The 19,652-nt window shown below is 70.7% G+C and carries 17 protein-coding genes and 1 pseudogene; 12 read left to right on the plus strand and 6 right to left on the minus strand.

The genetic code is table 11. The features are described from left to right. Positions 1 to 125: 125 nt before the first annotated feature. From ACTWQF_RS33745 to ACTWQF_RS33765, 5 genes are all read left to right on the plus strand, one after another. Positions 126 to 2,783 (plus strand): ATP-binding protein, encoded by a 2,658-nt coding sequence (locus ACTWQF_RS33745; RefSeq protein WP_443283565.1) that lies wholly within the window; start codon positions 126 to 128, stop codon positions 2,781 to 2,783. A 31-nt stretch (positions 2,784 to 2,814) separates the two neighbouring features. Further along, positions 2,815 to 3,501: a response regulator gene (locus tag ACTWQF_RS33750; protein ID WP_443283566.1), complete on the plus strand. Its 687-nt coding sequence runs from the start codon at positions 2,815 to 2,817 to the stop codon at positions 3,499 to 3,501. A gap of 78 nt (positions 3,502 to 3,579) precedes the next feature. After that, on the plus strand, positions 3,580 to 3,984 hold the full coding sequence (locus ACTWQF_RS33755; RefSeq protein WP_276477461.1) for an OB-fold nucleic acid binding domain-containing protein: 405 nt from the start codon (positions 3,580 to 3,582) through the stop codon (positions 3,982 to 3,984). 3 nt (positions 3,985 to 3,987) lie between these two features. Then, positions 3,988 to 4,713 carry a DUF3159 domain-containing protein gene (locus ACTWQF_RS33760; protein ID WP_443245358.1) on the plus strand — a complete coding sequence of 242 codons (726 nt, stop codon included), beginning with the start codon at positions 3,988 to 3,990 and terminating at the stop codon, positions 4,711 to 4,713. Between the two features lie 116 nt (positions 4,714 to 4,829). Continuing rightward, entirely contained in the window at positions 4,830 to 5,813 is a 984-nt protein-coding gene (locus tag ACTWQF_RS33765; protein WP_443283567.1) for a DUF3048 domain-containing protein, read from the plus strand. 30 nt (positions 5,814 to 5,843) lie between these two features. On the opposite strand, the gene ACTWQF_RS33770 is transcribed toward ACTWQF_RS33765, so the two are convergent. Further along, the gene (locus ACTWQF_RS33770) at positions 5,844 to 6,506 is read right to left on the minus strand and encodes a potassium channel family protein (protein ID WP_443283568.1); all 663 of its coding nucleotides are present in this window, start codon (positions 6,504 to 6,506) and stop codon (positions 5,844 to 5,846) included. Positions 6,507 to 6,564: 58 nt separating this feature from the next. After that, positions 6,565 to 7,224, minus strand: coding sequence for a potassium channel family protein (locus tag ACTWQF_RS33775; protein WP_443283569.1), 660 nt, complete (start codon positions 7,222 to 7,224; stop codon positions 6,565 to 6,567). Positions 7,225 to 7,294: 70 nt separating this feature from the next. Between ACTWQF_RS33775 and ACTWQF_RS33780 the strand changes: the two genes are divergently transcribed. From ACTWQF_RS33780 to ACTWQF_RS33800, 5 genes are all read left to right on the plus strand, one after another. Further along, the gene (locus tag ACTWQF_RS33780; protein ID WP_443283571.1) at positions 7,295 to 9,403 is read left to right on the plus strand and encodes an APC family permease; all 2,109 of its coding nucleotides are present in this window, start codon (positions 7,295 to 7,297) and stop codon (positions 9,401 to 9,403) included. A 97-nt stretch (positions 9,404 to 9,500) separates the two neighbouring features. Next, positions 9,501 to 10,856 carry a class I SAM-dependent RNA methyltransferase gene (locus tag ACTWQF_RS33785; RefSeq protein ID WP_443283572.1) on the plus strand — a complete coding sequence of 452 codons (1,356 nt, stop codon included), beginning with the start codon at positions 9,501 to 9,503 and terminating at the stop codon, positions 10,854 to 10,856. 443 nt (positions 10,857 to 11,299) lie between these two features. Then, on the plus strand, positions 11,300 to 11,494 hold the full coding sequence (locus ACTWQF_RS33790) for a ribbon-helix-helix protein, CopG family (protein ID WP_443283573.1): 195 nt from the start codon (positions 11,300 to 11,302) through the stop codon (positions 11,492 to 11,494). Further along, complete coding sequence (locus tag ACTWQF_RS33795) at positions 11,491 to 11,883, plus strand: type II toxin-antitoxin system death-on-curing family toxin (protein WP_443283574.1); 393 nt, start codon at positions 11,491 to 11,493, stop codon at positions 11,881 to 11,883. Before ACTWQF_RS33790 ends, ACTWQF_RS33795 begins: the two co-directional genes overlap by 4 nt. A gap of 304 nt (positions 11,884 to 12,187) precedes the next feature. After that, positions 12,188 to 12,799, plus strand: coding sequence for an MBL fold metallo-hydrolase (locus ACTWQF_RS33800; RefSeq protein WP_443283575.1), 612 nt, complete (start codon positions 12,188 to 12,190; stop codon positions 12,797 to 12,799). A 109-nt stretch (positions 12,800 to 12,908) separates the two neighbouring features. Here the strand turns inward: ACTWQF_RS33800 and ACTWQF_RS33805 are convergent, their stop codons facing one another. Then, positions 12,909 to 14,363: an FG-GAP repeat domain-containing protein gene (locus ACTWQF_RS33805; protein ID WP_443283576.1), complete on the minus strand. Its 1,455-nt coding sequence runs from the start codon at positions 14,361 to 14,363 to the stop codon at positions 12,909 to 12,911. A 304-nt stretch (positions 14,364 to 14,667) separates the two neighbouring features. Here ACTWQF_RS33805 and ACTWQF_RS33810 point away from each other — a divergent pair. Further along, positions 14,668 to 15,098, plus strand: a pseudogene (locus tag ACTWQF_RS33810) (MarR family winged helix-turn-helix transcriptional regulator); the annotation flags it as partial. A gap of 153 nt (positions 15,099 to 15,251) precedes the next feature. Continuing rightward, complete coding sequence (locus tag ACTWQF_RS33815) at positions 15,252 to 15,743, plus strand: phospholipase (RefSeq protein ID WP_443283603.1); 492 nt, start codon at positions 15,252 to 15,254, stop codon at positions 15,741 to 15,743. Between the two features lie 201 nt (positions 15,744 to 15,944). Here ACTWQF_RS33815 and ACTWQF_RS33820 read toward each other — a convergent pair whose 3' ends face one another. The 3 genes from ACTWQF_RS33820 to ACTWQF_RS33830 are packed head-to-tail and all read right to left on the minus strand — an operon-like array spanning position 15,945 to position 19,596. Continuing rightward, positions 15,945 to 17,201: a glycosyltransferase gene (locus ACTWQF_RS33820; protein WP_443283577.1), complete on the minus strand. Its 1,257-nt coding sequence runs from the start codon at positions 17,199 to 17,201 to the stop codon at positions 15,945 to 15,947. A 26-nt stretch (positions 17,202 to 17,227) separates the two neighbouring features. Then, entirely contained in the window at positions 17,228 to 18,820 is a 1,593-nt protein-coding gene (locus ACTWQF_RS33825) for a sensor histidine kinase (RefSeq protein ID WP_443283578.1), read from the minus strand. An 11-nt stretch (positions 18,821 to 18,831) separates the two neighbouring features. Further along, entirely contained in the window at positions 18,832 to 19,596 is a 765-nt protein-coding gene (locus tag ACTWQF_RS33830; protein ID WP_443283579.1) for a response regulator transcription factor, read from the minus strand. Positions 19,597 to 19,652: the final 56 nt, after the last annotated feature.

Here is a 19,652-nt window from a genome sequence, read left to right on the forward strand (position 1 = left end):
TGCACGGGCCGGGCCCTTCGGGGCCCGGCCTTTGTCGTGGCCGCGGCAGTGATCCATACGGAACTCTGACGGCCGGTGGGCCCTCACGCAGGCAGGTTCGCCCGGACTGCGAGGACAATGGGGGCATGTCATCTGTAGTGCGACCGCGGCGGGGCCAGCTGCGGGTTTTCCTCGGGTCTGCGCCCGGCGTCGGCAAGACGTACGCCGTGCTCTCCGAGGCGCACCGCCGGGTCGAGCGGGGTACCGACGTGGTGGTCGGGTTCGTCGAGCACCACGACCGGCCGCGTACCGAGGTGCTGCTGCACGGGCTGGAGCAGGTGCCGCGCCGCGAGATCACCTACCGGGGCGCGGCACTCACCGAGATGGACACGGACGCGGTGCTCGCACGCCGCCCGGCCGTGGCCGTGGTGGACGAGCTGGCGCACACCAACGTGCCCGGCTCGCGGAACGCCAAGCGCTGGCAGGACGTCGAGGAGCTGCTGGCCGCGGGGATCGACGTCGTCTCCACCGTCAACATCCAGCACCTGGAGTCGCTCGGTGACGTGGTGGAGTCGATCACCGGCGTACGGCAGCGGGAGACCGTGCCGGACGAGGTGGTGCGGCGGGCCGACCAGATCGAGCTGGTCGACATGTCGCCCCAGGCGCTGCGCCGCCGCATGGCGCACGGCAACATCTACGCCCCCGACAAGGTCGACGCCGCGCTCTCCAACTACTTCCGGCCCGGCAATCTGACGGCCCTGCGGGAGCTGGCGCTGCTGTGGACGGCCGACCGGGTCGACGAGTACCTCCAGCAGTACCGCTCCGAGCACCGCATACGCTCCACCTGGCAGGCCCGCGAACGCATCGTCGTCGGCCTCACAGGCGGGCCCGAGGGCCGCACCCTCATCCGCCGTGCCTCCCGGATGGCGACCAAGGGCGCGGGCAGCGAGATCCTGGCCGTCCACATCTCCCGCGCCGACGGTCTCACCTCGGCATCGCCCAAGGAACTGGCCGTCCAGCGCACCCTCGTGGAGGATCTCGGCGGCACCTACCACCACGTCATAGGTGAGGACATCCCCGAGGCCCTGCTGGAGTTCGCACGGGGCGTCAACGCGACCCAGATCGTGCTCGGTTCCTCGCGCCGCAAGACGTGGCAGTACGTTTTCGGGCCGGGGGTCGGCGCCACCGTCGCGCGGGACTCGGGCACGGACCTGGATGTGCACATCGTCACCCACGAAGAGGTCGCCAAGGGGCGGGGGCTGCCCGGGGCACGCGCCGCCCGGCTGGGCACGGTCCGGGTCGTCGCCGGCTGGCTGACCGCGCTCGGCGCCCCGACGCTGCTGACGTTCCTGATGCTGGCCTCCGACCCGGGCATCGGCTTCGCCAACGACGTACTGCTCTTCCTGGTGCTCACCGTCGCCGCCGGGCTGGTGGGCGGGCTGCTGCCCGCGCTGGCCTCGGCCGCGGTGTGCTCGGCGCTGCTCAACTACTTCTTCACCGAGCCCGTCCGTACCTGGACGATCAGCGACGGCCGCAATGTCGTCTCGCTCGCCGTCTTCTTCGCCGTCGCTGTGGCCGTCGCCTCGGTGGTGGACCTGGCGGCCCGCCGCACCCAGCAGGCGGCCAGGCTGCGCGCCGAGTCGGAGATCCTCTCCGTACTGGCGGGCAGCGTGCTGCGCGGCGAGACGCAGCACGGGACCGGCGGCCCCGGCACGGGGCCCAGCCTGGACGCGCTGCTGGAGCGGGTACGGGAGACCTTCGCCATGGACTGCGTCGCACTGCTGGAGCGGGCCGACGAGCGGGCCCCCTGGACGTGCGCGGGCAGCGTCGGCACCACCGCGTCCGGCAAGCGGCTGGCCACCCCGGAGGACGGCGAGACGGACATGCCCGTCGGGGACAACATGATGCTGGTGCTCTCCGGGCGCGTCCTGCCCGCGGAGGACCGCAGGGTGCTCGCCGCCTTCGCCGCGCAGGCCGCCGGGGTGCTCGACCGGCAGCGTTTGCTGGGCGAGGCCGAGCAGGCGCGCGAACTGGCCGAGGGCAACCGCATCCGCACAGCCCTGCTGGCCGCCGTCTCGCACGACCTGCGCACCCCGCTGGCCGCCATCAAGGCGTCCGTCTCCTCGCTGCGTTCCGACGACGTGGAGTGGTCGGCCCAGGACGAGGCGGAGCTGCTGGGCGCCATCGAGGAAGGCGCGGACAAGCTCGACAACCTCGTCGGCAATCTGCTGGACATGTCCCGGCTCCAGACCGGCACTGTCAAGCCCCTCATCAAGGACATCAGCCTGGAGGAGGTCGTGCCCAAGGCACTGGGCGGGGTCCCCGAGGGCAGCGTCCGGCTGGCCGTCGCCGAGGCGCTGCCGCTGGTCGCGGTCGACCCCGGACTGCTGGAGCGCACCGTCGCCAACCTGGTGGAGAACGCGGTCAAATACAGCCCCGAAGGCAAGAAGGTGCTGGTGAAGGCGAGCGCGCTGGCCGACCGGGTGGAGGTCCGGGTCACCGACCGCGGCCCCGGCGTGCCCGACAGCGACAAGGACCGCATCTTCGAGCCCTTCCAGCGCTACGGCGACGCCCCGGGCGGCGCCGGCGTCGGACTCGGCCTCGCCGTCGCCCGCGGCTTCGCCGAGGCGATCGGCGGCACCCTGGAGGCGGAGGACACCCCGGGCGGCGGGATGACCATGGTGCTCACCCTGCGCGCGGCGCACGGGCGCGGGCCCGTACGCCCCCGGCCGTCCGCGCGGACCGGCGCACCGGCCCGGCCGCAGCTCCAGACGCAGTCCCAGCCGCAGCGCTCCGGCGCCTGAGCGGCCACAACGGAATCGAGAGGAAGCAAGCATGCACCGGGTGCTCGTGGTCGACGACGAACCGCAGATAGTCCGCGCCCTCGTGATCAACCTCAAGGCCCGCAAGTACGAGGTGGACGCCGCGCACGACGGCGCGACCGCGCTGCGCATGGCCGCCGACCGGCACCCTGACGCCATCGTTCTGGACCTGGGCCTGCCCGACATGGACGGGGTGGACGTCATCCGCGGCATCCGCGGCTGGACCCGGGTGCCGATCCTGGTGCTCTCCGCGCGGCAGACGTCCGACGAGAAGGTCGAGGCACTGGACGCGGGGGCCGACGACTACGTCACCAAACCGTTCGGCATGGACGAGCTGCTGGCCCGGCTGCGTGCCGCCGTCCGTCGAGCCGAGCCGCCGGCTGGGGTGCCGGACGGCGCCGGTGTCATCGAGACCGACACCTTCACCGTGGACCTGGCCGCGAAGAAGGTGCACCGCGACGGCGGGGACGTACGGCTCACCCCCACCGAGTGGCACCTGCTGGAGGTGCTGGTCCGCAACCCCGGCCGGCTGGTGAGCCAGAAGCAGCTGCTGAAGGAGGTCTGGGGGCCCTCGTACGGCACCGAGACCAACTATCTGCGCGTCTACATGGCCCAGCTCCGCCGCAAACTGGAGACCGACCCCTCACACCCCCGGCACTTCGTCACCGAGGCGGGGATGGGGTACCGGTTCGAGAGGTGAGCCGGGTGCGACCGGTTCGAGAGGTGATCTGACGGCGGCGGGGGAATCGGGGCGCGGTCCGGCGGTACCCTGGCGGTTATGACTGGCGCCACCCGAGAACAGCGGGGCACGGGAAGCGGGCGGTTCCGACGGTTCCTGGAACGGCTCTCCTCCTCCGAGGAGGACCTGCGCTCGGCCGAGCTGCGTGAGGAAGCCGAGGACACGGGCTGTGCCCGTATCTCCGAATGCAGCGACCGCGAGATGGTGCGGGTAACCGGTACGCTGCGCACCGTGACGCTGCGGCCACGTGCCGGGGTCCCGACCCTGGAGGCCGAGCTGTTCGACGGGTCGGCCTCGCTGGACGTCGTCTGGCTGGGCCGCCGCTCCATCGCGGGGATCGAGCCGGGCCGCAAGCTGATCGCCTGGGGGCGGATCACCGTCAACCACGGCCGTCCCGTGATGTTCAACCCCAAATACGAGCTGCGACCCCTCGGACAGGAGTAGCGGGTGACCTCTCCCGACAAGCAGACCGACGCGGCGCCGCCGGACGGGCAGCAGGACGGCGGGGCCGGATCGCAGGCCGTGACGGAAGCGGCACTGTTCGAGGCGTTCGGCGGCGTGCGGGGCCTGGTCGAGACGACCGTGCCCGGCCTGGTGTTCATCGCGATGTACACGGTGACCCAGGACATCCACCTCCCCGCCATCACCGCACTGGTGCTCTCCGGCGTGATGGTCGTCTTCCGGCTGTTCCGCAAGGACACCGTCAAGCACGCGTTCAGCGGGATCTTCGGCGTCGGCTTCGGCGTGCTGTTCGCGATGATGACCGGCAACGCCAAGGACTTCTACCTGCCCGGCATGCTGTACACGCTCGGCCTGGCGCTCGCCTACATCATCACCTCGATGGCGGGCGTTCCCCTGCTCGGACTGGTGCTCGGGCCGGTGTTCAAGGAGAACCTGTCCTGGCGCAAGCGCAACCCCGGCCGTAAGAAGGCGTACACCAAGGCCAGTTACGCCTGGGGTTTCATCCTGCTCGGCAAGTCGGCCGTGCTCTTCCCGCTCTACTTCTGGGGCGACACCACGCAGTTCGGCTGGGTGACGGTCATCCTGAAGATCCCGCCGTTCCTGCTGGCGGTCTACCTCACCTGGATCTTCCTGGCCAAGGCGCCGCCGCCGATCAACGTCATCGCCGAGATGGAGGCCGAGGAGGAGGCCGCCAAGGCCGCCAGCTCCTGAGGGCCGAACGTGGTGGTTGCGGCGCACGGCAGCTGGGGGAGAGCAACCACGACGGGGAGTGTCCGGCGGTTCCGCGACGGCCTCAGCCAGTACGCTCGGCCGACGGAGGCGACGGCATGGATGAGCCCACTCGGGCCGGGCGGCCCGCACACCGAGCGACGCGACGCAGGACGTTGCTGCGTACCGCGCTGGCGGTCGGCACCGGCGGTGCCCTCGCCGCATGCGGGTCCGGCGGCGACGAGGACGACGCGTCCCCGTTCACAGGAAAGCGGCGCAAGGGCGACCACGTACTGGCGGTGAAGGTAGACAACGTGGCGGCGGCCCGCCCGCAGACCGGGCTCCAGCACGCCGACCTCGTCTACACCGAGGAGGTCGAGGCGGGCCTCAGCCGGATACTGGCCGTCTTCGCCTCCGACATCCCCGCCACCGTCGGGCCCGTCCGCAGCGCGCGCGAGTCCGACATCGAGCTGCTGCGCCAGTTCGGCGAGCCCGCACTGGCGTTCTCCGGCGTACAGGGCAAACTCCTGCCGACCCTGGAGGCATCACCGCTGCATCTGCTGCCGCCCGGTGAGCTGCGGGACGGCTACCAACGGGACCCCGGCCGCCGTGCTCCGCACAACCTCTACCTCAAGGCCCGCCGCGCCGAACGGGCAGCGGACGATGCCTCGGAGCCACGGGACATCGGCTTCCGCTTCGGCGCGGCTCCCAAGGGCGGCCGGGCCACGCACCAGGAGACCGTCCGCTATCCCGCGGCCCGCTCGACCTTCACCTGGTCCGCGGACCGCCGCCGCTGGCTCGTGGCGATGGACGGTGCCCCGGCCCGCTCCCGCGGCGACGGGCAGCTCGCGCCGGCGACCGTCGTGATCCAGCACGTGACCGTGCGCCAGTCCCGCTTCCAGGACCGCTCCGGCAGCAACACCCCGTACACCGAGACGGTTGGCTCGGGAGACGCGCTGGTGCTGCGGGACGGCAAGGCGTACGAAGCGCACTGGTCGCGCCCCTCGGCGAGCGGGGGCACCACCTTCACGGAGGCCGGGGGAGGGCGCCGGCTGCCCTTCGCGCGCGGCCAGGTGTGGATCGCGCTGGTGAAGAAGGGCTGACGGCGCGCCCCGAGCGGGCCCCTTCCCGGGTCAGCTCCGGGCCGAGAGCAGGTCCTCCAGCTGTTCCTCGCGCGCGGGGGCTGCGACGAAGAGCATTTCGTCGCCCGCCTCCAGTACGTCGTCCGCGTCCGGGGTCAGTACCCGGGTGCCGCGGATGATCGTCACCAGCGAGGTGTCCTCCGGCCAGTTCACATCCCCCACGCGGGTGCCCGACAGGGTGGACTCCGGCGGCAGCGTCAGCTCGACCAGGTTCGCGTCGCCCTGCGAGAAGCGCATCAGCCGCACCAGGTCACCGACGCTGACGGCCTCCTCCACCAGCGCGGACATCAGGCGCGGCGTCGAGACGGCGACGTCCACGCCCCACGACTCGTTGAACAGCCACTCGTTCTTCGGGTTGTTGACCCGGGCCACGACGCGCGGCACCCCGTACTCCGTCTTGGCCAGCAGGGAGACCACCAGGTTGACCTTGTCGTCACCCGTCGCGGCGATCACCACATGGCAGCGCTCCAGCGCCGCCTCGTCGAGCGAGGTGATCTCGCACGCGTCGGCCAGCAGCCACTCCGCCTGTGGCACCCGCTCGACCGAGATGGCCGTCGGCGCCTTGTCGATGAGCAGCACCTCGTGCCCGTTCTCCAACAGCTCACCCGCGATGGAGCGACCCACGGCGCCCGCTCCGGCAATCGCCACCCTCATGCTGCGTTCCCTTTTTTGTTCGCTTGTTCGCCCATGCTGCTGAGCGCGCGTTCCGTGGTCACGACTCCGGCCCCACAGCGAAGACTTCCTCCACCCGCGCGACCTCGTCGCAGCGCATCATCACATGCACCAGGTCGCCCTCCTGAAGCACCGTCTGGGACGTGGGCAGTATGGCCTCGCCCAGCCGGGTGAGGAAGGCGATGCGCACCCCGGCCTCTTCCTGGAGCTTGCTGACGCGCTCGCCGACCCACGCCGGAGAGGTGTGCACCTCGGCGAGCTGCACGGCGCCGCTCGGGTCCCGCCACAGCGGCTCGGAGCCGGACGGCAGCAGCCTGCGCAGCATCTGGTCGGCGGTCCAGCGCACGGTGGCCACCGTGGGGATGCCGAGCCGCTGGTAGACCTCCGCACGCCGAGGGTCGTAGATCCGCGCGGCCACATGCTGTGTGCCGAACATCTCACGTGCCACCCGTGCCGCGATGATGTTCGAGTTGTCACCGCTGCTGACCGCGGCGAAGGCGCCCGCCTCCTCTATGCCGGCCTCGCGCAGGGTGTCCTGATCGAAGCCGATGCCTGTGACCCGTCGGCCGCCGAAGCCCGAGCCGAGGCGCCGGAATGCGGTGGGGTCCCGGTCGATGACCGCGACCGTATGGCCCTGTCGCTCCAGGGTCTGCGCGAGCTCCGCTCCTACTCGTCCGCAGCCCATGATCACAATGTGCAACGCCCGTCCCTTCGTCCCGTACAGCGGGCCGTCTCAGCATCGCACGACTGGCACGCATACGATCCTCTGCGTGTCCAGGATGACCGACGTACCGAAACGACTCCTCCTCGGGAGGGCGCTGCGCAGCGACCGGCTCGGCGAGACGCTCCTGCCCAAGCGCGTTGCCCTCCCGGTGTTCGCCTCGGACCCGCTCTCGTCCGTCGCGTATGCGCCGGGCGAGGTGCTGCTGGTCCTGTCGGTTGCGGGGGTGTCCGCTTACAGCTTCAGCCCGTGGATCGCGGTCGCGGTCGTCGTGCTGATGTTCACGGTGGTGGCCTCGTACCGGCAGAACGTCCGCGCCTACCCGAGCGGTGGCGGGGACTACGAGGTGGCGACCACCAACCTCGGACGCAGGTCGGGTCTCACCGTCGCCAGCGCGCTGCTGGTCGACTATGTGCTGACCGTGGCGGTGTCCATCTCCTCCGGGGTGGAGAATCTCGGCTCGGCCATCCCGTTCGTCGTCGAGCACAAGGTGTTCTGCGCGGTCGTGGTCATCGTGCTGCTGACGCTGATGAACCTGCGCGGCGTACGCGAGTCCGGCAAGCTCTTCGCCGTTCCCACCTACTGCTTCGTCGTCGGTGTCTTCGGTCTGATCGTCTGGGGGGTGGTGCGCGGCGTGATCCTGGGCGACGAGATGCGCGCCCCCACCGCGGACTACGAGATCCACACCGAGCAGTCCGGGATCGCCGGGTTCGCGCTGGCGTTCCTGCTGCTGCGCGCCTTCTCCTCCGGCTGTGCGGCGCTCACCGGCGTGGAGGCGATCAGCAACGGCGTGCCCGCCTTCCGCAAGCCCAAGTCGAAGAACGCGGCGAGCACGCTGTCGATGATGGGCCTGCTGGCGGTCACGATGTTCTGCGGCATCATCGCGCTGGCGCTGACCACCCAGGTGCGGATGGCCGAGAACCCGGCCAAGGACCTGCTGATCAACGGCCGTCCGGCGGGTGAGGACTACACCCAGAACCCGGTCATCTCCCAGGTGGCGGCTGCGGTGTTCGGCGACGGGACGCTCCCGTTCGTGTTCCTGGCGGCGGCCACGGCGCTGGTGCTCTTCCTGGCCGCCAACACTGCCTACAACGGCTTTCCGCTGCTCGGCTCGATCCTGGCGCAGGACCGCTATCTGCCGCGTCAGCTGCACACCCGCGGCGACCGGCTCGCCTTCTCCAACGGCATCGTGCTGCTGGCCGGCGCTGCGACGATACTTGTGGTGGTCTACGGAGCCGACTCCACCCGCCTGATCCAGCTCTACATCGTGGGGGTGTTCGTCTCCTTCACGCTGAGCCAGACGGGCATGGTCCGGCACTGGAACCGGCTGCTGACCACCGAGACCGACCGCGCGCGCCGCCGCCACATGTACCGCTCGCGCGCCATCAACACCTTCGGAGCCTTCTTCACCGGGCTGGTGCTCGTGGTGGTGCTGGTGACGAAGTTCACCCACGGGGCCTGGGTCTCCCTGGTGGGCATGGCCCTCTTCTACGCCGTGATGACGGGCATCCGCCGGCACTACGACGGGGTCGCCGAGGAACTGGCGGCCGAGGACCCGGGCGAGGCCAAGCTGCGCCCCTCGCGGGTGCACTCCTTCGTACTCGTATCGAAGATCCACAAGCCGACGCTGCGTGCCCTGCGCTACGCCAAGCTGCTGCGCTCCGACACCCTCGAGGCCGTCACCGTCAAGATGGACCAGGACGAGACGGAGCAGCTGCGCAGGGAGTGGGACGAGAGCGGCATCGACATCCCGCTCACCATCCTCGACTCCCCCTACCGGGAGATCTCGCGCCCCGTCATCGACTATGTGAAGCGGCTGCGCCAGGAGCGGCCCCGCGACGTGGTGAGCGTCTTCATCCCGGAGTACGTGGTCGGACACTGGTACGAGCACCTGCTGCACAACCAGAGCGCGCTGCGGCTCAAGGGACGGCTGCTGTTCACACCGGGCGTCATGGTGACGTCGGTGCCCTACCAGCTGGAGTCCTCCGAGCTGGCGAAGAAGCGGGCCAGGCGGCGCGAGCAGTGGAACGCGCCCGGCTCCGTGCGCCGCGGCCCCGTCATCCAGCCGCGCAAGGCGCAGAAGGACGGCAAGGCCGGGAAGGGCGCCAAAGGCTCTGCCGAGAACTCCCGGAAAGGCCCGGGACCAGGGGGAGCCTGACCCGGCAGCGGGGAGAGCAGCCGCGAAGTAGACTCGACGGCTGCGGTCATCTTCCGCCCAGCCCCCGCACCCCCCTTTTCTTTGGAGTCACCCCCTGATGCCCGAAGCCAGCGCGTCCGCCGGCGCGTCCGAAGAGCTCGCTCCCTCCCTGGTAGGGGAGGAGTACGAGGTCGAGGTCGGCCCGGTGGCGCACGGCGGCCACTGTGTCGCCCGTACGGAGAGCGGCCAGGTGCTCTTCGTACGGCACACGCTGCCCGGCGAGCGGGTGATCGCGCGGGTCACTGAGGGCCGCGCCGACTCCCGCTTCCTGCGGGCCGACGCGGTCGAGGTGCTGGAGCCCGCGAAGGACCGCATCGAGGCGCCCTGCCCGTTCTCCGGACCCGGACGCTGCGGCGGCTGCGACTGGCAGCACGTCAAGCCCGGCGCACAGCGTCGCCTCAAGGCGGAGGTGCTCGCCGAACAGCTCCAGCGGCTGGCCGGGATGACCCCCGAGGACGTCTCCTGGGACGGCACCGTCGAGCCCGCACCCGGCGACAAGGTCGCCCCCGGCGAGGTCCCCGGCTGGCGCACCCGCGTGCGCTACACCATCGACGACGACGGCCACGCGGGGCTGCTCAAGCACCGTTCGCACGAGGTGCAGCGCATCGACCACTGCCTGATCGCCGCGCCAGGCGTCGACGAGCTGGGCATCGAGGACCGCGAGTGGCCGCAGATCGCCACCGTCGACGCCATCGCCGCCACCGGCTCCACCGACCGGCAGGTCGTCCTCACCCCCCGCCCCGGCGGCCGGCTCCCGCTGGTGGAGCTGAACCGCGAGGTCTCCGTCCTCCGGGTCGGCGAGAAGGACCGCGCCGTGCACCGGGTGCACGGCCGCGACTTCGTCCGCGAGCGCGCGGACGGCTGCACCTGGCGGGTCGGCGAGGGCGGCTTCTGGCAGGTCCACCCGCAAGCCGCCGACCTCCTCGTCGACGCCGTGATGCGCGGTCTGACCCCGCGCAAGGGCGAGACGGCGCTCGATCTGTACTGCGGCGTCGGCCTGTTCGCCGGTGCGCTGGCCGACCGCATCGGCGAGAAGGGCGCGGTGCTCGGCATCGAGGCGGGTAAGCGGGCCGTGGCCGACGCCCGCAAGAACCTCCAGGACTTCCCGCGCGTCCGCATCGAACACGGCAGAGTCGAAAAGGTCCTCCCGCGCACCGGCATCACCGAGGCCGACCTGGTCGTGCTCGACCCACCCCGCACCGGCGCCGGCAAACATCTCGTCAACCACGTCGCCACCCTGGGTCCCCGCCGCATCGCCTACGTCGCCTGCGACCCGGCAGCCCTCGCCCGCGACCTCTCCTACTTCGCCACCGCCGGCTACCGCCCCCGCTTCCTCCGCGCCTTCGACCTTTTCCCGATGACGCAGCACATGGAGTGCCTGGCGATTCTGGAGCCGGTGGAGAAGGGCTCCTGACCTGCTGGTTCCTTTCGTTTTGCAGGTTTCGGGCGGACGGGTCGTCCAGATTTCGTGGCTGCACGACGTGGAGCTTTTCGCGATGCGGAGAGTGCGCCTGACCTGCAGCTTCGTGGGATGGTGCGCGGAATGACGGATGAGGTGTCCCCACTCAGAGGGGCGCGGGCCGCAACCGTCGTGACGCTCGTTCGACGTCGGTTCTGATGGAGCGTCAGAAGTCGGTGGACAGCTGACAGGTCGACGGCCAGGTCGGGCAGGGTGAGGTTGCGCGCAGAGATGACGCGACCACGAGGGCCGGAACAGGCACATGGCAGACAGCACGCCCTGGCGTCCGGCCCGGTCGGCCGCCACGGCGCCCTCGCGGGAGGGTGGCGTCGTGGTATGGAGTCCCGAGTGGCTGGTATCACCTCGCTACCTAGATACCAGTCCGGTATCATTGCTGTATGGCGATGACACTCCGACTCCCCGACGACCTTGACGCGAAGCTCACCGAGCGTGCTCGGCGCGAGCGCCGCAGCAAGCAGGAACTCGCCATCGAGGCGATCCGCGACGCCCAGAATCGTGCCGAGCTGAAGGTCGATGACGTCCTGGCTGAGCTGGTGGACAGCGATGCGGAGATCCTGGACTACCTGAAGTGACCGAAGTGCGCTACATCCAGATCGACGAGATCCTGGCCATCGCTCGCAAGGTCAACGGTACCGAGCATGGCGTGCGCGACATGGGACTCCTGGTCTCGGCGATCGAACGGCCCCGGACCAACGTGTTCGGAGCCGAGCTGTATCCCACGCTGCACGAGAAGGCGGCGGCTCTGCTGCACTCCGTTGCCCGCAACCACGCGCTGATCGACGGCAACAAGCGCACCGCCTGGCTGGCTATGCGCGTCTTCCTGCGGCTTAACGGCGTCAGCGCCGGTATCGCCCCGCCGCACGTCTCCATCGCCGGTCCGTTCGTCGAGGAAGTCGCGCAGGACAACATCGATGTACCGGTCATCGCCAAGCGCCTGTCGGTCTGGTTTCCCGTCTCCTGACGCTCGACGACGAGAGGGCCGGACACTCGCGTTCCTGGCCCTCTTGCACTACACGGCGCGCTCATCGATGAGGCCGGAATGGTGCCGTCCATGTCGGTGACGATCAGCCTGGTGTTGGGGGAGGGGTTCGCGGACGGGGGCACAAAGCCTCCATGAGGGTCGCCCCGCGCCATCCGCCCGCCGAGCGGTTCGGATGGCATCCGAGCGCAGTGGCGCGTGCCGCGCTCCACCATGTGCGGTGCCCCCTTGCCCTGTCGTGCCGACCGGCTGAGCGCGTGGGACACCTGCCCCGACGGTGGGCAGCGTGACCGCCAGGCTACGGCTGACGCTGCTGGGGGTGGGGGCGATGAATTCACCCCGGTTCGCGCCGGCCGGTCTGCTGCTGCGCTACGGGAAGCTGCGGATCGCCTTCGACGGCGGTCCCGGAGCGGAACCCCCCGAGCGGCTGGATGCCTGGCTCGTCACCGATGAACGGGCAGAGCTGCGCTCGGCGTTGCGGCGTCTGGCCGCCGAGCGGGATGTCGAACCACACGCGGAGGGCCTGGCGCGGGGTGATCTGCGGATCACCTGTCTCCCCGTCGTGCACACCTCGCACCCCGCATACGGCTACCGCATCGCGGCAGCCGGGCAGGTGGCGGTGTGGGCGCCGGAGTTCTGGGAGTTCCCCGCATGGGCCTCGGACGCGGATCTGATGTTCGCCGAGGCCGCCTCCTGGGAGCGGCCCATCCGTTTCCGCGGCGGCGTCGGCGGTCACGCGGACGTCCACCAGGTCGCCGAGCAGGCCGCACGCCACGGAGTGCGGCGGCTGGTCTACGCCCACATCGGACGGCCAACCCTCCGTGCCATGGATGCCGGCCTGGCGCCCGACGCGGGTGAATGGGGCGTCGAGGGGCGGACCTACACCTTGACCGGATGAACCAGAACCACTCGCCGTCCCGGCCGGCAGACATCGGTCGCCCCGACGGCCTCCATCCCTCGTTCGAGGTCAGCGAGTTGCCCTTCTCGGATGAGTTGTCCTTCTCGGATCAACCCGCAGGCGTCACCGCAAACGCAGGGGGCACGTCGACGTCCGACGGGGTGAACTGGCGGGCACGGTCAGGCGCGAAGCCCTTCTTGGTGCCGGGGATCTCCAGGAACGCGCCCTTGCGGGCGGTGCGGAGGGGGACGAAGGCAAATGCGTCGTCGTGCCCGTCGCCGTTGGTGTCAAGGAGCGGGGCCTCCACGCTGAAGTCGTTCCAGCGGTCCGGAGCGGGAGGGCCCGGGAGGCCCTTGGTGCGGGCGTCGATCTCTTGGGCACCCTTCGCGGAAGGGCCGTCGGGGCCGCCCGGGAGGAGGGTGACCAGGCCGTGGGTGCGGTGGAATTCGGGGTTGTTGACGACCATGTCGGGATGGTCGTCGCCGTTGACCTCGCCGACCACTGGCGAGTAGCCCATGCTGGGGTTCGGCCCCTCGATGATCCGGAGGTCCCGCTTGCCGGTGCCGGTGCCGGTGCCGGTGCCGAGGCCGGAGCGGGCGCCGTGGAGGACGCCGACGCCGCCGTCCTCGCCCACCGTCCTGCCCCCGTACGACGCCGGAGGGAAGAGCGGCAGCAGCAGGTCGTCGATTCCGTCGCCGTCCGCGTCACCGACGGAAGGGGAGTTGGGGCCCTCCTCGTCGCTCGCCAGGATCTTGTTCAGGGCCGGTTCGACGCTGCGGTCGCGGGCCAGGCCACGCTTGGCACCCCGGTAGTAGGCGACGGGGGTGAGATCGTCGGGGGCGGAGTCGTCCTGCTCGGCGTCGTACTCGTAGGTGAGGACGAGGTCGGTGCGGCCGTCGGCGTCGAAGTCGCCCACCGCGGCGTCCTCCGGGGACGCGTAACCGTCCTGGCCCAGGTCGAGTGGGACGGGCTTGCGCGGGTGCTCGCGGGGCTGCTTGCCCGCGGGGGCGACGGGGCCGTACAGGATACGGGCGGACGCGTTTCCGGCCGCGGGGTCGCTGTTGGGGTCGCCTCGGCCACCCCGGCCGGCGTCGAACAGGTCGGTCTTCCCGTCACCGTCGAAGTCGCCGACCGTCATCAGGTGGAAGCCCCGGGGGACGTCGAGTGCCCGCGGGCCGGTCAGGCCGCGCGGTCCGCCGAACATCGCGAACGTCTGCTTCTTGGCACCCCGCGACCGTTCCCCCACCAGGTCGGTGAAGCCGTCGCCGTTCAGGTCCGTGCGCTGCGGGGGGTACTCGGTTTCGCCGTCGGCCCGAGTCGTCCAGGAGCGGTTGAGCCCGTTCTTGGAGCCGTAGACCACGAGCAGGGTGTTCTTGTCGAGGTCCTTGCCCTTGATGTCGGAGGTGACGACCGCGGCGTAGTCGTCGTAGCCGTCGCCGTTGAAGTCACCGCTGTCCGGGTCGTCGCCGGAGTCGGCGGCCTTACCGGCCGGCGGGCGCGGGGAGTCAGCCCGGTCGTCCGACGGCGTGCCGGTCCCGCTGCACCCGGTGAGCACCAGCATCATCGCGCAGGACGCGGACGCGGCAGCGACGACTGTGGACCGTGCCCGGCGTCGTGGCCGTTCCCTGCCACTTCGCCGCTTCGTGACGTGAGGTATCACCTCTGGCCCTTCCCTTCCGCCAGTAGGGAGCGTAGGTGAATTCTCCTGGCGGGACCCCGCTTTCCTCCCGGTCTCCCGAGCCGGCCGGCGTCCGGGATCCGACGGCACCTGGGTAGCCCCTGCCACGCACGTTGGCCGCTCGGGACTGATCACGTAGTCGGCTCGGTACGGGTTTTTCAGGGGCAGGACAACTCCAGGGAGGGACCGGGTGTCTGGCAAGCGCGGTGCCGATGTCGGCGAACGGACGGATGCGGTCGCGGCCATCATCGAGGACTGGAAGCGCGAGCGTCCCGAGCTGGACACCACGCCGATCGAGGTGCTGGCCCGGCTGCACCGCGCCTTTGTGCTCTACCAGGCGCAGACCGACCGGTCGGTCAGCGAACACGAGTTGTCTTGGGCGGGGTTCGACGTGCTCACGGCGCTGCGCCGGGCCGGCGAGCCGTTCCAGCTCACCGCGGGCGAGCTGGCGGCCGGCGGTCTGATCAGCTCGGCGGGTGTCACACTGCGGCTGGACCGGCTGGAGAAGGACGGGCTGATCGTGCGTGAGCGCGACAGCGAGGACCGCCGCGTGCTGCACTGCAGGCTCTCCGAGGCGGGGCTGAACTGATCGACGAGCTGTTCGCCCAGCACCTCGACAGCGTCCAACTTTCTCTTCCCCTGAACGAGTGCTGCTCGATTGAGAGTTGAAGCATCTGTTCAGCGACGTGCGGTGGTGCCAAGCTTGGCGTGCCCCGGCGAACCCCACCTGGCCTGGGCGTCTAGGGCTCGTCTTCTTCGGAGGTCATCATGCGAATGCGCCGCCGTCATGCCGTCCCCCTCTCCGCCGTCGCTCTGGCGCTTCCCGCCGTACTCATCCCTGCCGGCTCGGCATCGGCCGCGCCCGCCGACAAGTTGCAGGTCCTCAGCTCCTGGACGCAGACCAGCGCCTCCAGCTACAGCGCCTGGTACGCCGCCCGGCAGAACCAGGGGCAGTGGGCGGCCTACGAGTTCGACTGGTCGACGGACTACTGCAGTTCCTCGCCCGACAACCCGTTCGGCTTCCCGTTCCAGAACGCCTGCGCCCGCCACGACTTCGGGTACCGCAACTACAAGGCGGTCGGAGCGTTCGACGCGAACAAGGCCCGCATCGACTCCGCGTTCTACGAAGACCTCAAGCGTGTGTGCAGCCGGTATTCCGGGGCGACCAAGACCGCCTGCAACTCGACGGCGTGGACGTACTACCACGCCGTCGACATTTTTGGGCTCAAGGGCGCCGACAAGGCTGCCCCTGCCAACGCCTCTTGAGGGACTGCGCCCCGTAAGGGGCGCGGGGAACTGCGCGACCAGCTTGGGGGTACCCCCTGCTCGAAGAGCTTGGGGGAGCACCAGCGTCCGGCACTCAGCGCTACGGCGCCGTCCCGCCGCAACGGCACCGCCGGACACCACTCCGGTGGTTGCTCGCCGCTGCGGCGGGAAAGCGGTCCCGGCGCGCGAAAGGCACGGTGCTCAGCGACGGGGGAAGACCCAAGCGCGGAAGAGCGCGAAGCGCAACACCGTGGCGGCCAGATTGGCGCAGATCAGGACGGCGAGCTCCGCGCTGTGGGGCGCGTCGGCGGCGGCGGTGTCCAGCGCGGCGAGCGAGCCGCTGGTCAGCGCCAGGCCGATGGCGAAGACGAGCAGACCCTGCGCCTGTTGGCGCACGGCCCGTTCACGGCCGCGTACTCCGAAGGTCAGCCGCCGGTTCGCGGCGGTGTTCCCCAGCGCCGACAGCAGCAGCGCCGGCGCGTTCGCGGCCTGCGCGCCCATGCCCTGCCGCAGCAGCGAGTAGAGCGCCAGATAGAGCAGGGTGCTCAACGCGCCGACCAGACAGAAGCCGATGAGCTGGCGCGGCAGACCGCCGGGCACGTCGGCCAGGTGACGGTCGCGCGGATCGTCGCCGAACGGGCGGCGCAGCCGGTCGAGCGGCAGCGCGCCGCTCGCCAGCCCTCGGCCGACCCGCCAGACGCCCTTGAGGTCGTCGGTCACCGTGCGCAGGATGTCCACCCGCGAGTCCGGGTCGTCCACCCAGTCCACCGGCACTTCATGGATACGCAGCCCGGCACGCTCCGCCAGGACCAGCAGCTCGGTGTCGAAGAACCAGCCGTTGTCCTGCACCAGGGGCAGCAGACGGTCGGCCACCTCACCGCGTACGGCCTTGAATCCGCACTGCGCGTCGGAGAACCGGGCGGCAAGTGAGCCGCGCAGCAGCAGGTTGTAGCCCCGCGAGAGAACCTCCCGCTTCGGGCCGCGTACGATCCGCGAGCCGGAGGCCAGCCGGGTGCCGGTGGCCACGTCGGAGTGCCCGGAGATCAGCGGCGCGACCAGCGGCAGCACCGCGTTGAGGTCGGTGGACAGATCCACGTCCATGTAGGCGCGTACGGGCGCTTCGGAGGCGGCCCAAACGGTCCGCAGTGCACGTCCCCGCCCCTTCTCCTCCAGGTGTACCAGCGATACGGACTCGAACTCCTCGGCCAGTTCGCGGGCGACCTCTTCGGTGCGGTCCCGGCTGGCGTTGTCCGCGATGATGATGCGGAAGTCGTAGGGGAAGTGGCTGGTCAGAAAGGTGTGCAGCCGACGGACACAGGGCCCGAGGGCTGCTTCCTCGTTGTAGACGGGCACCACCACGTCCAGCACGGTCGTACGCGTACGGGACGGCAGATGGCGACGGGCCGGAAGGGCGGCCCCGTATCCGGAGCGATCGGTCAGATCGGTTTGTGCGCTCATGTCGCCGACCGTGGCGGGCGGGCCTGTCAGCCCGGTGTGGCCAGGCTGTGAGCCACCTGTGAGGTGCCGGATGCGACCGAACTCATCGGCAGGCGCACGGTGAAGACGGTGCGCCCCGGGCGGCTCGCGACATCGACCTCCCCCTCGTGGGCAGCCACGACGGCAGTCACGATGGCCAGTCCGAGCCCGGTGCTGCCGTGGTGCCGGGAGCGCGAGGCGTCGCCCCGTGCGAACCGCTCGAAGACCCGCCCTTGGACATCGGCCGCGATACCGGGTCCGTCGTCCACGACCCGCACCTCCACCTCGCCGCCGTAGAGGGCCAGTTGGGCGCTGACCGTCGTCCCCGGCGGGGTGTGCGTACGGGCGTTCGCCAGCAGGTTGGCCAGCACCTGTCGCAGCCGGCCCTCGTCGCCCGTCACCAGCAGCGGCGAGGGGGGCAGCTCCAGGCGCCACACATGGCCGGGACCGGCCACCCGGGCATCGCTGACCGCATCGACCACCAGCGCCGACATGTCCACCGGGCGCCGCTCCAACGGGCGCCCCGCGTCGAGCCGGGCCAGCAACAGCAGGTCCTCCACCAGCGCGGTCATGCGTACGGCTTCGGACTCGATCCGTTCGAGTGCGTAACCGCCCCGTTCGAAGAGCTTGGAGGTTCCAGCCGGGCCCGCGTCAGCACCGGTCTGTCTGCGGCGCGACAGCTCCGCGTAGCCGCGGATCGAGGCCAGCGGGGTACGCAGCTCATGGCTGGCGTCCGCGATGAACCGGCGCAGCCGCTGCTCGCTGTCGTGCCGTGCTGCCAGCGCCGAACCGACGTGCCCCAGCATCCGGTTGAGCGCCGCTCCGACCTGCCCGACTTCCGTCTCCGGGTCGGTGTCCCGCACCGGCACCCGTTCGCGCAGCCGCACCTCGCCGCTGTGCAGCGGGAGTTCGGAGACGCGGGTGGCGGTGTGCGCCATCCGCCGCAGCGGCCGTAGCGCGACCCGTACGGACGCCGCTCCGGCGATCCCCGCACCCAGCAGCCCGGCACCGGCCACACACACCTCGACCACGATGAGGGTGCTGATCGTGTCGTCGACCGACGCGGTCGGCAGACCCACCAGCAGCGTGCCGTCCGCGACGGGTACGGAGGTCACCCGGTAGCTGCCCACCTGCGGCAGCTCGGCGGTGTGCGGCTGACCGTCCCGTGGCACCGAGGCGAGTGCCGCGGACTGTTCGTCTGTCAGGGGTTTGATACCGACCCCGGGCCGGTTGTCGGCCGGCTTCTGCTGCACGCTGCGCGCGGCGGAGCTGAACGCGTCGCCAGACGTGCTGCCCTCCGAACTCTCGGCGAAGGCGCCGATGGTCCCCACCGGCTGCCCGCCCACCTCCAGGAACCGCAGCTTCTCCAGCCCCGGCGGCCGCGGATGGCCGGGCGGCCCCGGCCCCGCGGCGCGGAAGGTGACGTCCTTCAGCTGGCTGTCGAGCTGCTGGTACAGATACGTGTGCAGCGCGATCGTCGTGACCGTTCCGATCACCGCGGCCACCACCGCGATCATCGCGACGGCCGAGAACACCAGCCGGGCCCGCAGCGAGCGGCGCATCCGCAGCCGGCCGCGCAGCCGGGCGAAGAGGCCGGACATCGCTGTCTCCCTCACTCCGCGGCCGGTTTGAGCAGATACCCCGCCCCGCGCCGTGTGTGGATCATCGGCGTACGCCCCGCGTCGATCTTCCGCCGCAGATACGAGATGTACAGCTCCACGACATTGCCCTGGCCGCCGAAGTCGTAGGACCAGACCCGGTCCAGGATCTGCGCCTTGCTCAGCACCCGCCTCGGGTTGCGCATCAGATAGCGCAGCAGCTCGAACTCGGTGGCGGTCAGTTGGATCTCGGCGCCGCCCCGCGTCACCTCATGGGTGTCCTCGTCCAGGGTCAGATCGCCGACCTCCAGGAGCGACGACGGCTGCCCGGCGGCGGTGGCACCGGCGCGCCGCAGCAGTCCGCGCAGCCGGGCGATCACCTCTTCCAGGCTGAACGGCTTGGTCACATAGTCGTCGCCGCCCGCCGTCAGCCCGGCGATCCGGTCCTCCACCGCGTCCCGCGCGGTCAGGAACAGCACCGGAATCCCCGGGCTCACCGCATGCAGCCGCCTGAGCACGGTGAAGCCGTTGGCGTCGGGCAGCATCACATCCAGTACCACCGCGTCCGGCCGCCACTCCCGCGCGGTGTGCACCGCCGCTTCACCAGCGGCCTCCGCCCGCACCTGCCAGCCCTCGTACCGCAGGGCCATCGACAGCAGCTCCGTGAGCGACGGTTCGTCATCCACGACAAGGATCCGTACGGCGCTGCCGTCGGCCCGCCGCAACGGCTCCTGCCCCAGCGCCCCGGTACGCACCCCGGACACCGCGTTCTCGTCCATGCACACCAGCCTGCTCGCCGAACCTGAGAGGAAGCTGTGAGAAGCCTGGGGCCCGA

The sequence above is a fragment of the Streptomyces sp. 8N114 genome (genome assembly GCF_052245835.1).
Classification (GTDB): domain Bacteria; phylum Actinomycetota; class Actinomycetes; order Streptomycetales; family Streptomycetaceae; genus Streptomyces.